Origin of the sequence: Citricoccus sp. NPDC055426 (genome assembly GCF_040677445.1) — a bacterium.
Lineage (GTDB): Bacteria > Actinomycetota > Actinomycetes > Actinomycetales > Micrococcaceae > Citricoccus.
The window spans coordinates 15,255-29,101 of sequence record NZ_JBFARZ010000001.1; the positions used below are offsets into that span (position 1 = coordinate 15,255).

A 13,847-nucleotide genomic window follows, 5' to 3' on the forward strand; every position below is an offset into this window, starting at 1 on the left:
CCATCACGAGAGCGATAACTGTCGACTCCTCCGGCGAGTCTCGACATCTGCTGCGGCCGTGATGGTGGCGGGTGGGCGCTATCGCTAGTAGGTGGCCATCAGCCCGATGAAGCCGATGATCCCGAGGACCCAGAACGCGGCGACGAGGTAGCCCATGACCAGGCCGGCGATCGCGAATCCCCGGCTGTGGCGATCCTTGTTCAGGCTGAGGTGGCCCAGGATGATCGCCAGGACCTGCGGCACGAACAGGAAACCGCCCGTCACCACGCCGATGATCCCCAGCACCATGGCGGCGACGGCCATGCCGTTGACCGGGGCACCTGATGCACCGCTGCCACCCGGGCCGGACGCCGGGTACGGGTTCCCGGGCTGACGCTGCTGGTTGGCGATCACCGGGTACTGGCCGTGGATGGGGTACTGCGGCTGGCCGTTGCCGTAGGGGCCCGACAGCGGCTGATCGGCGTAGGGGTTGCGCGCGGCCGCCTCCTGGCCGGGGGATCGCTGCGGTGCCGTCGGGGAAGCGGGCGGCACCGGCGCCGAACCGGCGGCGGCGGAGTACCAGGACGGGTGCTTCGGGTCGTTGAAGGGGCGGTACTCCTCCGGGGACCCGGAGGGCTGGCCGTGCTGGCGTGGGTCCGAATCGGACATGGTTCCCCTCCGGGGTGGTCGGCCTGTTCTACTCTGGCCCCCAGTCTACGGAACCACCCGGACTCCGGCCCGGTCCTCACACTCCACCGTCCCGCCACAGCCCCGTCAGGAGCGGTGCCTTGGGCGGCTCCCCGGACGCCTCGTGACGGGCCCTCGTCTCAGTTCACCGGGAATCTACCGCCGGTCTGCCGGACGTGGAACAGTGGAGCCATGACCGCCGAGAACGCCTCTGCCCCCGAGCACACCGCTGATGCCGAGTCCATGCTGCCCGCCGCCGAGCGCGCCGGCACCCGGGCCCTGCCGCAGGACCTGGTGGACGTGCCCGCACTGCTGGCGGCCTACACGCAGCGGCACCCGGACCCGACCGATCCAGCGCAGCGGGTCTCCTTCGGCACCTCCGGCCACCGGGGGTCCTCCCTGAAGACCTCGTTCAACGAGGACCACATCGCGGCCATCACGCAGGCGATCGTGGAATACCGGGCGGCCCAGGGCGTGACCGGCCCCCTGCTGATGGGCCGGGACACCCACGCGCTCTCCGGTCCCGCCCAGGACACCGCGCTCGAGGTACTGATGGGCAACGGGGTGCACACCCTGATCGACTCCCGGGACGGATACACCCCCACCCCCGCGGTCTCCCACGCGATCCTGGCCCTGAACGCGACAGTCCCGGCCGGCGTCGTGCCCTCCGGTTCCGGAAAGACCGGGCCGGCCGGGCAGGCCGACGGCATCGTCATCACCCCCTCCCACAACCCGCCCGCGGACGGGGGCTTCAAGTACAACCCTCCCCACGGCGGCCCCGCGGACTCGGACGCCACCGATTGGATCGCCGACCGTGCCAACGAGCTGTTGGCCGGCGGGCTGGCGGGCGTGAAGCGGATCCCGCTGGGCGAGGCCCGTGCCCACGAGGCGCTGGGCACCTACGACTTCCTGGACCGCTACGTCTCCGACCTGCCGACGGTGATCGACCTGGACGCGATCCGGCAGGCCAGGGTGCGCATCGGCGCGGACCCCATGGGCGGTGCCTCCGTGGGGTATTGGGGAGAGATCGGCGCCCGTCACGGCCTGGACCTGACGGTGGTGAACCCGGAGGTGGATCCGCAGTGGGGGTTCATGACCCTGGACTGGGACGGCAGGATCCGGATGGACTGCTCCTCGCCGAACGCCATGGCCTCGCTGATCGGGCGGATGGTCCCGGACGGTGCTGAGGGCGAGGTGCCCTTCGACGTCGCCACGGGCAATGACGCGGACGCCGACCGCCACGGGATCGTGACGCCGGACGGCGGGCTGATGAACCCGAACCACTTCCTGGCCGTGGCCATCGACTACCTGTACCGGCACCGACACGGCTGGCCGTCCGGGGCCGGCGTCGGCAAGACCCTCGTCTCCTCCTCGATGATCGACCGGGTGGCGGCCGGGCTGGGCCGGGACCTCGTGGAGGTGCCGGTGGGCTTCAAGTGGTTCGTGCCCGGCCTGTTGGAGGGCACCGGGGTGTTCGGCGGGGAGGAGTCCGCCGGCGCGTCCTTCGTCTGCTTCGACGGCAGCGCCTGGTCCACGGACAAGGACGGGCTGTTGCTGTGCCTGTTGGCCGCGGAGATCCGCGCGGTGACGGGGAAGTCCCCCACGCAGTACTACGCGGAGCTGGTCGAGGAGTACGGCGACCCGGTCTACGCGCGGATCGACGCCGCCGCCACCACCGAGCAGAAGACGAAGCTCAAGAGGATGTCCCCGGCGGACGTCACGGCGGACACCCTGGCCGGGGAACCGATCACCGCGAAGATGACGGAGGCGCCCGGCAACGGGGCAGCGATCGGCGGGCTGAAGGTCACCACGGCCAACGCCTGGTTCGCGGCCCGCCCCTCCGGAACCGAGGACGTCTACAAGATCTACGCCGAGTCGTTCCTCGGGGCCGATCACCTCGCCCAGGTCCAGGCGGAGGCCCGGGCGATCGTGGACGCGGTCATCGCCTGACCCCGCCCTACCCCTCCAACTGAGTAGCACGAAATGGCCCGGCAAGCGGCTGGTCGGGGCCAATTCGCGCGACTCAGATGCGGACCGGGTCAGAGCAGGCGCTTGAGGGCCTGGCGCTTGGCCCACGTGTAGGGCGGGTACACCATGCGCAGGGTGTCCACCTGGTCCGTCTTGGTCAGGGCCGGACGCAGCTGGGAGAACGTCTCGAAGCCGGCCCGCCCGTGATAGTTCCCCATCCCTGAGGGCCCCACGCCGCCGAAGGGCAACGAAGTCAGGCCCACCTGCAGCAGGGCCACGTCGAAGGCCATGCCGCCGGCGGTGACCCGCTCCTCGAACGCCCGGTGGTACCGGTGCTTGTCCGTGAAGAGATACGCCGCGAGCGGGTGGGGGCGGGCCGTGATGAACTCCACGGCCTCCTCGAAGGTGTCCACCCGGATGATGGGCAACACGGGCCCGAAGATCTCCTCGGCCATCAGGGCGCTGTCGGCGGGCACGTCCGCCAGCACGGTCGGTGCCAGGAAGCGGTCGGAGGCATCGGCCCGGCCGCCGTGCACCAGGCGGGCCGGGGCGCGCCCCTCAGCGCCGGCGAGGGCGTCCTCGAGCAGGGCCACGGTGCGCTCCAGGTGCTCCGCGTTGACCATCCGCCCGTAGTCGGGCGACTGCTGCGGATCCGCCCCGTAGAACTCCTCGATGGCCTTCGGCAGGTGCTTCTCCAGCTGGCGCTGGCTCTCCTCGCCCACCGCCAGCACGTAGTCCGGGGCCACGCAGGTCTGGCCGGCGTTGGTGAACTTGCCGAAGGCGATCCGGCGGGCGATCGCGGGCCAGTTCCGCCCGTCCGCGACCACGCAGGGGGACTTGCCGCCCAGCTCCAGGGTCACGGGGGTGAGCTGCTTCGCGGCGGCCTCGTAGACGATCCGGCCCACACGCTCCCCGCCGGTGTAGAAGATGTGGTCGAACCTCTCGGCCAGCAACGCCTGGACGGCCTCCGCACCGCCCTGCACCACGGCGACGGCGCGCGGGTCCAGGTACTGGGGGATGAGGCGGCCGATCAGCGCGGAGGTGGCCGGTGCCTTCTCGCTGGGCTTGAGCACCACGGTGTTGCCGGCGGCCACGGCCGCCACCAGCGGGGCCATCAGCAGCATGAACGGGTAGTTCCACGGGGCGATGACGAGCACCGATCCCAGCGGCCGTGCCTCGATCTTGGCGGCGGCGGGCCGGAAGCTGAGCGGGACCTTGGCGGACTGCGGCTCCATCCAGTCCGTGAGGTACAGCAGGGCGTGGTCCACCTCGGCGCGGGTGGGCTGGACCTCGGTGAGCATCGCCTCGGTGGCGGGCTTGCCCAGATCCGCGGCGAGCGCCGCGCAGATGGCCTCGGCCTCCTCCTCCAGCAGCCGGCGCAGCCCCTTGAGCTGGCCGGCCCGGAAGCGCCGCGGGTGGGCCAGGCGCAGGGTGGCGGCCTGACGCATGCGCACGACGGCGGCGCCCGCCTCCTCCGTGCCGGTCGCCACCGCGGGGCCCGAGGGCACGGGCAGCGCGGCGCCCGGATCGAGGTCGTCGCCCTCGGGCTCGGAGCCCGCCCCGAGGCGTCCGGGGGTCAGGGTCTGGTCCGCGATGAAGTCAGGGATCTGGGACGAAGGCTGGGTCATGCGACCACGGTAACGGCAGCCGGCCCATACCTCGCAGTCGTGCAGGTCACCGAGCCCGCAGCACTTTGAGGGCGATCCCCACGGTGACCCCAGGGTGAGGATTGCCCTCAAAACGACGGTGGCTCAGCGCTGCGGCCAGTAGCCGCGGGCCTCCATCACGGAGGCCAGGGCCTCGGATTCGTCCGTCATCAACCCGTCCACGCCCAGGGCCAGCAGCCGCTCCATCTCGGCCGGGTCGTCCACCACCCAGACGTGCACCTGCAGTCCGGCGGCCTGGCACCGGGCCACGAACGTCGGCGTCACCACGGGGATCGGGCCCTGCTTCACGGGGACCTGGACACAGTCGACGTGGGCCAGCCGGCGGCCGACGAACCCGGTCAGCCCCAGCGGTGCCGCCACCACGAGGGCCGCGATGGCCAGCCATCCCCCGGACATCGCGATCCGCCGCCCGGCCGCCCGGCTGAAGCGCCGCCGTCGGGCGTCATGGAAGGAGGCGATCAGCACCCGGTCCCAGGCGTCGTGGCGGGCGATGACCGGCACGATCGCCTCCGCCGCCGCGTCGTCCTTGAGGTCCACGTTCAGGCGCACGTCCGGCCACGCGGTGAGCAGGTCCTCGAAGCGCAGCAGGTGCTCGCCCTCGAGCGGGTCCGGGCCGGCCGTGCCCACCGCCGCGGGGCGCACAGCCCCGGCCGGGTCGATCACCCGCAGCCGGCTGAGCTCGTCCCACGTGTGCTCGCAGAGCCGTCCGGTCCCGGTGGTGTTGCGGTCCAGGGTCTCGTCGTGGAAGACCATCAGCACGCCGTCGGCCGTGGTGCGCACGTCGAGTTCGAGGTATCCGTAGCCCCGCTCCACCGCGTTGCGGAAGGCCGTCAGGGTGTTCTCCCGGGCCGTGTCCGCGCCGCGGTGCGCGAAGGCCAGGGGCCACCGGCGGCGGCCGGGCAGGGAGTCCTTCAGGTACGGAGGCCGGATGGAGCTAGTCACGCTGCCACCCTAGCGCCCGCTCGTCCCGCACCGGCCGGGGCCGCACCTGTTTGGGTAGACTCCGCCCTAGCCCATATCAGGGACGGGCCCATCGAAGGAGTCGGAACATGACCTCAACCATCATCACCGGAGTGGACGCCAGCGAGACGGCGGCGGCGGCTGCCCGCAAGGCCGCCGAACTGTCCAGCGGACTGGGTGCCACCCTGCACCTGATCTGCGCCTACGGCCGCTATGAGTCCACCACGTTCGAGAGTGGGCCGGAGAAGTTCCACTACAGCAACGAGGAAGAGGCCCTCAAGATCGCCCAGTCCGTGGCCCGGACGCTCCAGGGCGACTTCCCCGATGTCCCCATCCGCACCGCGGCCGCTGAGGGCAAGCCGGGCGACGCCCTCGTCCAGGCCGCCGAGCGGCTGAAGGCGGACGTGATCGTGGTCGGCAACAAGCGGGTCCAGGGCATGGCACGGATGCTGGGCAGCATCGCCCGGGACGTGGCCTCCCAGGCCCCGTGCGACGTCTACGTGGCCTACACGCACGAGCGCAAGGCCTAGCTCACTCCAGCCTCAAGAGGTGCTCGATCTCCCGGGCCACGCCGTCGTCATCACAGGCCCCGGCGGTCGCGTCGGCGGCGGCCAGCAGGGTGGGGTGCCCGGAGGCCACGGCGTAGCCGGTGCCCGCCCACGAGATCATCTCCAGGTCGTTGGGCATGTCCCCGAAGGCCACCACCTCGTGGGCCGAGATCCCGAGTTCCGCGGCGAAGCCCGCCAGCGTGGTGGCCTTGTTGACGTCCGGCCGGGACATCTCCACCAGGGCCAGGCCCGGTGCGGAGTGGGTGACGGCAAGCAGGTCGCCCAGCAGGTGGCGCACCTCGGCCAGGAAGGCGTCCGGCTCGCTGGACCGCGTCTTGGCCAGGAACTTCACCACCGCCGGGTCCTCCGGCAGCACCTCCTGGATGCGGGTGCCCACGCGGATCCCCGCGGCCAGTTCCGGCGGCGGGGCGCTCAGCGCGCCCCGTTCCAGGAAGGCCTCCTCGAGGTGGAAGCCCTCCACGGTCTCCACGCCGAAGGAGGCCGAGGGATCCAGGGCGGAGATCATGTCCCGCGCCTGCAACACCGTCTCGAAGTCCATGGGCTGGGACTCGATCACCTCATCCCGCACCAGGTCGTAGACCACGGCACCGTTGGAGCAGATCACGGGGCCGGCGTGCCCCAGGGCCTCGGCCAGGGGGGTCAGCCAGCGGATCGGCCGGCCGGTCACGAAGACCACCTGGATGCCGGCGTCGTGCGCGGCCTGGAAGGCCTCCATGGTGCGCGTGGTGATGAATCCGGTGCGGGTGTGGTCGTAGCCGATGATGGTGCCGTCCAGGTCGCTGGCGATCATCCGCGGGCGGCGCTGCTGGGGCATCTCAGCCCAGCTCGTCCCGGGTGGGCGGATCGGCGCCCAGCCGCGAGGAGGTGATCCCGGCGGCCCGGGCCGCATAGGCGAGCACGGAGGCGGTGTCCGCCGCGCCGATGCCCCGCAGCCGCTCCCGGTTCTCGGCGCCCAGCAGCCCCCGGTCCTTCAGGGCCACCAGCAGGGCCGCCGTGAAGGAGTCCCCGGCGCCCACCGTGTCCGCGACCTCCACCGGGCTCACCGGGTGTTCGCTCAGCCCGGCGGCGGTGGCACACAGCAGGGAGGCCTCCCCGCGGGTCACCACCACCATGGCCGGCTCGATCCGCTGCCATTCCACGATCACGTCCTCGAGGGAGCGCTCCGGATACAGCCAGGCGAGGTCCTCGTCCGAGGCGTGCACGATGTCCGCGAGCGCCACCGACTCCTCGGCCCGGCGCCGGGCGGTGGCGCGGTCCGGGACGATCGAGGGGCGGCAGTTCGGGTCGTAGCTCAGGGTGACGTCCGGCTCCAGGGTGGCCAGCAGCTCCATCACGGTGGAGGCACCGGGCTCGAGCATCGTGGCGATGGACCCGGTGTGCAGGTGCCGCAGGGTCCGGTTCCGGCCGCCCTCGTCCAGGACGCCCCGGACCAGCCGGGTGATCTCGGCGGTCTCGGGCAGGGACCAGTCCAGGTCGAAGTCGTAGTGTGCCACGCCGGTGGGGTCGAGGCGGGCCGTGGCCACGGAGGTCGGCAGCTCATCCGGCGCCAGCACCGAGACCACGCCGTTGCGCTGAAGGTGTTCGCGGACCATGGTCCCGTACTCGTCACAGCCGTAGCGGCCGGTGAAGAACACGTTCTCCCCGAGACGGGCCAGTCCCACGGCCACGTTGAGGGGACTGCCGCCGGCGTGGGCCCGCGGCGTCGCGGTATCGGAAAGGACGACGTCGACGAGCGCCTCGCCGATCACACCCACGTAATCAGTCACAAATCAACGGTACCCTACCGCTCAGTTGACCTCCCCTCCCCCGAAGGATCCCGATGAACTCTTCCGCGCACCATCCCCGCCCGTCAGGCGCCGAAAAACCGAAGGCACGACGTCGGCCCCGCGCCTCCCGGCTCGGCCTCACCTGGTCGCTGCACGGCGACGGGCGGCGCATCACCCCGGGGGAGGTGGTGGCCCCGGACGAGCGGCTCGCCTGGCCCCAGACGATCGGCGTGGGAGTGCAGCACGTGATGGCCATGTTCGGTGCCACGGTGCTGGTGCCCACCATCACCGGGTTCCCGGTGACGGCCTCCCTGTTCTTCTCCGGCGTGGGCACGCTGCTGTTCCTGATCATCACGGCCGGCCGGGTGCCCTCCTATCTCGGCAGCTCCTTCGCCTTCATCGCCCCCATCGGGGCGGCCATGAACCAGCACGGGATCGGTGGGGCCCTGGGCGGGGTGCTCGTCACCGGGGTGGCCCTGTTCCTGGTGGGGGCCATCGTGCAGAAGGCGGGCACGGGGTGGATCCACGCCCTGATGCCACCGGTCGTGATGGGCACCATCGTGGCGCTGATCGGGCTGAACCTGGCCGGCTCGACCACCGAGGCCATGGTCGAGGTCCCGCTGACCACCTTCTCCACGGCGCTGGCGATCGTGGTGACGGCCGTGCTGTTCAAGGGACTGCTGGGCCGACTGTCCATCCTGCTCGGGATCGTGGTCGGCTACCTCGTGGCGCTGGCCCAGGGACAGATCGACTTCTCCCCCGTCGGGGAGGCCGACTGGATCGGCCTGCCCCCGTTCCACGCCCCCGAGTTCCACTGGGACGTGCTGTTCCTGTTCCTGCCCGTGGTGCTGGTGCTCGTGGCGGAGAACATCGGCCACGTGAAGACGGTCGGGCTGATGACGGGCCGGAACCTGGACTCCTCCAACGGCCGGGCCCTGATGGCCGACGGCCTGTCCACGACCCTCTCGGGCCTGGGCGGCGGCGTGGGCACCACCACCTATGCGGAGAACATCGGGGTGATGGCATCCTCGCGCGTCTACTCCACGGCCGCCTACTGGGTGGCCGGGTTCTTCGCGCTGGCGCTGGCGTTCTTCCCGACGTTCGGCGCGCTGATCAACACCATCCCGGCCGGGGTCGCGGGCGGGGCCGGCATCATCCTCTACGGCATGATCGGCGTGATGGGCGTGCGCATCTGGGTGCAGAACCGCGTGGACTTCTCCAACACCATCAACCTGATGGCCGCCGGCGCCGGCCTGATCGTGGCCATCGCCGACCCGGTGCTGGACCTCGGGGGCATGACCTTCGGCGGCATCGCCCTGGGCACCGCCGCCGTGCTGGTGGTGTACCACCTGATGACGCTCATCGCCCGCTGGCGCGGCACTGAGCCCGTGCCCCTGGAGCAGGAGACCTCCTACGAGTCCTCCGAGCCGGGGCGCCTGGGGTAACGGCCTGGGTCAGCGGCGCCGGCCGCCCTTGGACCCCTTGCCACCCTTGCCGCCCGCGCTCCCCCTGCCGCCCCGGGCACCCCGGCCGCCCTGGCCGGACGTGCCCGACGCGCGGGCCGAGCCGGACGATCCCGCTTGCCCCGGGCGCGCGCTGCCGGATCCCGCCCCGGACCGGCGGGGCGGCGTCGTCCCGGTGGGGGCCTCCCGGAGGTGGTCGTTCCGGGAGGAGCCGGGGCGCCGGCCCTTGGCGGCCCCGATGAAGTCCTGCACGAGCTGGGAGTCCACGGTGCGCAGCCAGGCCAGGCCCACGCCCCAGCCAGGATGGTCGGTGTCCCGGGCCAGCGGCAGCACCACCACGTCCTTGCGTCCGAACATCCGGGCCACGGAGGCCGGCAGCACCACGTGGCCGGCACCGCTGGCCACGATCTCCACCGCCATCCGTTCCCCGGAGCCGGGGACCTCGGGGGCGTCCAACGGGTCGGCGGGGGGCTCCGGGGCGAAGCGCTCCGGGTCCATGTGCTCCGCCGGGTCCAGCTCGACGCCGGGCACCGGTCCGTCCGCCGCGGGGTCCCAGGCGGCCAGCAGGTGGTCCTGGCCCACGCAGACCACGGGCTCCTCCTCGTAGAACCGGACCACGTGGATGTCCTCCGGGTCCACGCCGGCCGCCGCCAGCAGGGCCTCCGGGGTGGAGTCGAGGCGCCAGCGCAGGTAACCCAGCTGCGGGAGCCCGCGCGGTGCCGAGCCCCCGGGGCCGGGGGCCAGGAACGCCACCTGCGCGCCGACGTCGTGGTTCACCAGCTGCACCCGGCGCTCACGCGAGGTGAAGCGCTCCACCCACTTGGACGGCGAGGCACCGGGGACGGTGGAGAGGAAGAGGGTGTCCGGGACCGGCGCACCGGCGGGTCCGGACGCCCCGGAGGGGACCGCGTCAGCGGGGGCCACGGGCGGTTACTTGACCTTGTCCTGCAGGAACTGCACGGTGCGGGACCAGGCCAGCTCGGCCTCCTCGGGACGGTAGTTGCCCTGGGGGTTCTCGTCGTTGTGGAAGGCGTGCGGGGCGTCGTAGAAGTGGTACTGAACCTCGGCCCCCGATTCCTCGCGGATCTGCTGCTCCTGGGCGCGGGCATCCTCCGGCGGGAACATGGAGTCCAGCTCGGCGTAGTGGCCCTGGACGGCGGCCTGTACGCCGGCGTAGGAGTCCGGCACGGCCTGGCCCACGCCGTAGAACGGCACGGCCGCGGAGACCTTCTCGCCCTGCTCGGCGGCGAGCGCCAGGACGAAGCCGCCGCCCATGCAGAAGCCCACGGTGCCCACGGTCTTCGAGGTCACCGAGTCCAGGCCCAGCAGGTAGTCCACGGCACCGGCCAGCTGGTGGGCGCCGGCCTCGGCGGGAAGGTTCTGCATCATCTCCCCGGCCTCCTCCCCGTCATGGGCCACCCAGCCGCCGTAGAGGTCCGGCGCCAGGGCGGTGAACCCCTCGGCGGCGAGGCGGTCGCAGACGTCCCGCACGTGGTCCGTCAGGCCCCACCACTCCTGGATCACGATCACGCCGGGCCCGGAGCCGGCCTCGGGGGTGGCCAGGTATCCGTGCCCGAGGTGCAGGCCGCCGTCGGAACCCTCCTTCTCCGGCAGGGTGAAGGTGGTGTTCTGGTGCGGGGTCTTTCCGGCCATGTCGGTCCTCCTCAGGTGCCGCGCCCGGTGGCGCGGTGCATCGGCTGGTGGTCGTCCCCGCCAGTCTAGGGGTGCCTCCGGACGGCACCAGTGGTGATACTGGCTTCAGCGACCAGCCGTACTGCCTGCCGCTCGGCGGGCGGGCGGCGGCACGCCGTCATCACACCGGAGGTCCGCACCATGTCATCCGCATCCCCGCACAGCTCCACCGCCCGCTGGCTCGCCGAGTTCATCGGCACCTTCGTCCTCGTGTTCGGCGGATGTGGCACCGCCGTCTTCGCCGCCCAGGTCCTGGATGAGGGGGCCGGCGTGAACATGGGCGTCGGCTACCTCGGGGTGGCCCTGGCCTTCGGGCTGACGGTGGTGGTCATGGCCTACGCCGTGGGCCACGTCTCCGGCGGTCACTTCAACCCGGCCGTCACGCTCGGGACGGCCCTGGCGGGCCGGACCAAGTGGTCCGACGTCGGCCCCTACTTCCTCATCCAGATCCTCGGCGCCACGGCGGCCGGGGCCGTGCTGCTGGCCATCGCCTCGGGCAAGGCCGGGTTCAGCGCCGTGGAGTCCGGCTTCGCCACCAACGGCTACGGCGAGCGCTCCCCGGACGGTTACCCGCTGCTGTCCGTGCTGCTCATCGAGATCGTCCTGACCGCCGTGTTCCTGTACGTGATCCTCGGGGCGACGGACCGGCGGGCGCCCGCCGGGTTCGGCCCGCTGGCGATCGGGCTGTCCCTGACGCTGATCCACCTGATCGCCATCCCGGTCTCCAACACCTCGGTCAACCCCGCCCGCTCCCTCGGCGTGGCCTGGTTCGCCGGCGGCGAGGCGCTGGGCCAGGTGTGGCTGTTCCTGGTGGCCCCGCTCGCGGGCGCCGCGATCGCCGGGCTGACCTACAACCTGATGTTCCCGATCCGGCCGGACGTGGATCGGGGCCTCGCCCAGCACGAGGCGAACGACGCCACGGCCTGATCCCCGGGGCCGGGTCTTCTGGAGGTCGAAAGAGGCCCGTTGTCCCGGGAAAATCCGGGACAACGGGCCTCTTCTGACCTGCAGTTGCGCAGGAGTCGGGGTCAGGCTCAGGCCTGGGCGCCCTCTTCGGCCGGCAGTACGAAGGAGGCGTCGATCTGGATCTTGACGGCGTCGGAGACGAGCACGCCACCGGCGGCGGCCTGCAGCGGTGCGTTCCAGTTGATGTTGAACTCCTTGCGGGAGATCTCGCCGGTGGCCTCGAAGCCGGCGCGGGTCATGCCGAAGGCGTCGATGGTCTGGCCACCGAACTCGGCCTTGAGCTCCACCGGCTGGGAGACACCCTTGATGGTGAGCTGGCCGACCAGGGTGAACTCGCCGGCGGCGTCGCCGCGCACCTCGGTCGACTCGAAGAGCATGTTCGGGTGGGCCTCGGTCTCGAAGAAGTCGGCCGACTTGATGTGGCCGTCACGGTCCGGCTGGCCGGTGTCGATGGAGTTGGCGTCGATGGTGACCTTCACGGAGGAGGCGTTGTGGTCCTCGCCGACCACGAGGGAGCCCTCAACGGCGTTGAAGGTGCCGCGCACCTTGGAGATGCCGGCGTGACGGACGGTGAAGTCGACGTCGGTGTGGGTGGCGTCCAGGTTCCAGGTGCCGGGGGTCATTGCGGTCATAGGGGTGTCTCCTCTGAGATAGCAGGTGGCGTCCGGACCGCGGCCCGGGCGTTCCACCATTTTTGGTTGAACATTCAATAGAACTATACCCGGGTCGTTTCTATTCCCCGCCGGGGATGAACGTCCGGTGAACGGGTCGGCGCCATGGCGACGCCTCCCTTGGATAGGCTCGAGGAAGACCTTCCCCACCCAACCAGCAACGGGAGTCCTTGTGAAGATCGTGATCCTCGGCGGCGACGGCTTCTGCGGCTGGCCGACCGCCCTGCACCTCTCAGACCAGGGCCATGACGTGGTCATCGTGGACAACTTCTCGCGCCGCGTGATCGATGAGGAGCTCGAGGCCGATTCCCTGACCCCGATCCGCTCGCTGTCGGAGCGCCGGGCGGCCTGGCACGAGGTCTCCGGGAAGGAGATCGGCTTTGCCTTCCTGGACGTGGCCCAGGACTACGAGGCCCTGGTGGAGTTCTTCCGCTCCGAGCGGCCGGACGCGGTGGTCCACTTCGCGGAGCAACGCGCCGCCCCCTATTCCATGAAGTCGCCACGCACCAAGCGCTACACCGTGGACAACAATGTCAACGCCACCCACAACCTGCTGACCGCCACCGTGGAGTCCGGGCTGGACATCCACCTGGTCCACCTCGGCACCATGGGCGTCTACGGCTACGGCACCGCGGGCATGAAGATCCCCGAGGGCTACCTGGACGTGGAGGTCACGGCCGACCATGGGGCAGCGGACGCCGAGGGCGGCCCCGCAGGCGGCCCGGACGAGCCGCACCGGATCGAGCAGCAGATCCTGTACCCGACCAATCCGGGCTCCATCTACCACCTGACCAAGGTCCTGGACCAGCACCTCTTCGCCTACTACGTGAAGAACGACTCGCTGCGGATCACCGACCTGCACCAGGGCATCATCTGGGGCACCCACACCGAGCAGACTCAGCGGGACGAGCGGCTGATCAACCGCTTCGACTATGACGGCGACTACGGCACCGTGCTCAACCGCTTCCTCATGCAGGCCGCCGTGGGCCACCCGTTGACGGTGCACGGCACCGGCGGGCAGACCCGTGCATTCATCCACCTGCAGGACATGGTCCGCTGCATCCAGATCGCCCTTGAGAACCCGCCGGCCACCGGTGACCGGGTCAAGATCTTCAACCAGATGACCGAGACCCACCGTGTCCGGGACCTGGCCCACCTGATCGGCCGGATCACCGGCGCAGAGGTGGCGATGGTGCCCAACCCGCGCAAGGAGTCCGCAGAGAACGATCTCCACGTGGTCAACGACACCTTCCTGGACCTGGGGCTGAACCCGACCACCCTGTCCGAGGGGCTGCTGCTCGAGGTCGAGCAGATCGCCCGCAGGTACCGGCACCGCGCGGACCTGTCCAAGATCCCGGCCACCTCGCTCTGGACCGCCGGGCAGCAGGCCGGGGTCCCCGAGCGAACCGCGGCGCCCGCCGCCCCGTAACCCCACGGGAAAGTGCCCGACGACGGCCCG

General features: G+C 71.2%; 13 protein-coding genes. 5 read left to right on the plus strand and 8 right to left on the minus strand.

Annotated elements, in window-relative coordinates; translation table 11 throughout:
• Nucleotides 1–84: 84 nt before the first annotated feature.
• Nucleotides 85–648, minus strand: coding sequence for a DUF4190 domain-containing protein (locus tag AB0K08_RS00075; RefSeq protein ID WP_363350403.1), 564 nt, complete (start codon nucleotides 646–648; stop codon nucleotides 85–87).
• 261 nt (nucleotides 649–909) lie between these two features.
• On the opposite strand from AB0K08_RS00075, the gene pgm reads away from it, so the two are divergent.
• On the plus strand, nucleotides 910–2,616 hold the full coding sequence (gene pgm, locus AB0K08_RS00080; RefSeq protein WP_363351808.1) for a phosphoglucomutase (alpha-D-glucose-1,6-bisphosphate-dependent): 1,707 nt from the start codon (nucleotides 910–912) through the stop codon (nucleotides 2,614–2,616).
• A gap of 89 nt (nucleotides 2,617–2,705) precedes the next feature.
• On the opposite strand, the gene AB0K08_RS00085 is transcribed toward pgm, so the two are convergent.
• Both AB0K08_RS00085 and AB0K08_RS00090 read right to left on the minus strand, forming a co-directional pair.
• Nucleotides 2,706–4,262, minus strand: a complete 1,557-nt coding sequence (locus AB0K08_RS00085; RefSeq protein ID WP_363350405.1) for an aldehyde dehydrogenase family protein — start codon at nucleotides 4,260–4,262, stop codon at nucleotides 2,706–2,708.
• A 123-nt stretch (nucleotides 4,263–4,385) separates the two neighbouring features.
• Nucleotides 4,386–5,243 carry a glycerophosphodiester phosphodiesterase gene (locus AB0K08_RS00090; protein ID WP_363350407.1) on the minus strand — a complete coding sequence of 286 codons (858 nt, stop codon included), beginning with the start codon at nucleotides 5,241–5,243 and terminating at the stop codon, nucleotides 4,386–4,388.
• A gap of 107 nt (nucleotides 5,244–5,350) precedes the next feature.
• Here AB0K08_RS00090 and AB0K08_RS00095 point away from each other — a divergent pair, with 107 nt between their 5' ends.
• The gene (locus AB0K08_RS00095) at nucleotides 5,351–5,791 is read left to right on the plus strand and encodes a universal stress protein (protein WP_363350409.1); all 441 of its coding nucleotides are present in this window, start codon (nucleotides 5,351–5,353) and stop codon (nucleotides 5,789–5,791) included.
• 1 nt (nucleotide 5,792) lies between these two features.
• Here the strand turns inward: AB0K08_RS00095 and AB0K08_RS00100 are convergent, their stop codons facing one another.
• Complete coding sequence (locus AB0K08_RS00100; protein WP_363350411.1) at nucleotides 5,793–6,644, minus strand: HAD family hydrolase; 852 nt, start codon at nucleotides 6,642–6,644, stop codon at nucleotides 5,793–5,795.
• A 1-nt stretch (nucleotide 6,645) separates the two neighbouring features.
• Nucleotides 6,646–7,596 (minus strand): carbohydrate kinase, encoded by a 951-nt coding sequence (locus AB0K08_RS00105; protein ID WP_363350413.1) that lies wholly within the window; start codon nucleotides 7,594–7,596, stop codon nucleotides 6,646–6,648.
• Between the two features lie 53 nt (nucleotides 7,597–7,649).
• On the opposite strand from AB0K08_RS00105, the gene AB0K08_RS00110 reads away from it, so the two are divergent.
• Nucleotides 7,650–9,041 (plus strand): solute carrier family 23 protein, encoded by a 1,392-nt coding sequence (locus tag AB0K08_RS00110; RefSeq protein WP_363350415.1) that lies wholly within the window; start codon nucleotides 7,650–7,652, stop codon nucleotides 9,039–9,041.
• A 9-nt stretch (nucleotides 9,042–9,050) separates the two neighbouring features.
• Here the strand turns inward: AB0K08_RS00110 and AB0K08_RS00115 are convergent, their stop codons facing one another.
• Nucleotides 9,051–9,983, minus strand: coding sequence for a LysR substrate-binding domain-containing protein (locus AB0K08_RS00115; RefSeq protein ID WP_363350417.1), 933 nt, complete (start codon nucleotides 9,981–9,983; stop codon nucleotides 9,051–9,053).
• Between the two features lie 6 nt (nucleotides 9,984–9,989).
• Entirely contained in the window at nucleotides 9,990–10,712 is a 723-nt protein-coding gene (locus tag AB0K08_RS00120; RefSeq protein ID WP_363350419.1) for a dienelactone hydrolase family protein, read from the minus strand.
• Between the two features lie 180 nt (nucleotides 10,713–10,892).
• Between AB0K08_RS00120 and aqpZ the strand changes: the two genes are divergently transcribed.
• Nucleotides 10,893–11,678, plus strand: a complete 786-nt coding sequence (gene aqpZ, locus AB0K08_RS00125) for an aquaporin Z (protein ID WP_363350421.1) — start codon at nucleotides 10,893–10,895, stop codon at nucleotides 11,676–11,678.
• 107 nt (nucleotides 11,679–11,785) lie between these two features.
• On the opposite strand, the gene AB0K08_RS00130 is transcribed toward aqpZ, so the two are convergent.
• The gene (locus tag AB0K08_RS00130; RefSeq protein WP_363350423.1) at nucleotides 11,786–12,349 is read right to left on the minus strand and encodes a YceI family protein; all 564 of its coding nucleotides are present in this window, start codon (nucleotides 12,347–12,349) and stop codon (nucleotides 11,786–11,788) included.
• A 211-nt stretch (nucleotides 12,350–12,560) separates the two neighbouring features.
• Here AB0K08_RS00130 and AB0K08_RS00135 point away from each other — a divergent pair, with 211 nt between their 5' ends.
• Nucleotides 12,561–13,817: an NAD-dependent epimerase/dehydratase family protein gene (locus AB0K08_RS00135; protein WP_363350425.1), complete on the plus strand. Its 1,257-nt coding sequence runs from the start codon at nucleotides 12,561–12,563 to the stop codon at nucleotides 13,815–13,817.
• Nucleotides 13,818–13,847 lie beyond the last annotated feature (30 nt).

Bases quoted from the DNA above. Each gene is read 5' to 3' on its own strand.
- AB0K08_RS00075 (WP_363350403.1), bottom strand. From the start codon at position 648: ATGTCCGATTCGGACCCACGCCAGCACGGCCAGCCCTCCGGGTCCCCG.
- pgm (WP_363351808.1), top strand. From the start codon at position 910: ATGCTGCCCGCCGCCGAGCGCGCCGGCACCCGGGCCCTGCCGCAGGAC.
- AB0K08_RS00085 (WP_363350405.1), bottom strand. From the start codon at position 4,262: ATGACCCAGCCTTCGTCCCAGATCCCTGACTTCATCGCGGACCAGACC.
- AB0K08_RS00095 (WP_363350409.1), top strand. From the start codon at position 5,351: ATGACCTCAACCATCATCACCGGAGTGGACGCCAGCGAGACGGCGGCG.
- AB0K08_RS00100 (WP_363350411.1), bottom strand. From the start codon at position 6,644: ATGCCCCAGCAGCGCCGCCCGCGGATGATCGCCAGCGACCTGGACGGC.
- AB0K08_RS00110 (WP_363350415.1), top strand. From the start codon at position 7,650: ATGAACTCTTCCGCGCACCATCCCCGCCCGTCAGGCGCCGAAAAACCG.
- AB0K08_RS00120 (WP_363350419.1), bottom strand. From the start codon at position 10,712: ATGGCCGGAAAGACCCCGCACCAGAACACCACCTTCACCCTGCCGGAG.
- aqpZ (WP_363350421.1), top strand. From the start codon at position 10,893: ATGTCATCCGCATCCCCGCACAGCTCCACCGCCCGCTGGCTCGCCGAG.
- AB0K08_RS00130 (WP_363350423.1), bottom strand. From the start codon at position 12,349: ATGACCGCAATGACCCCCGGCACCTGGAACCTGGACGCCACCCACACC.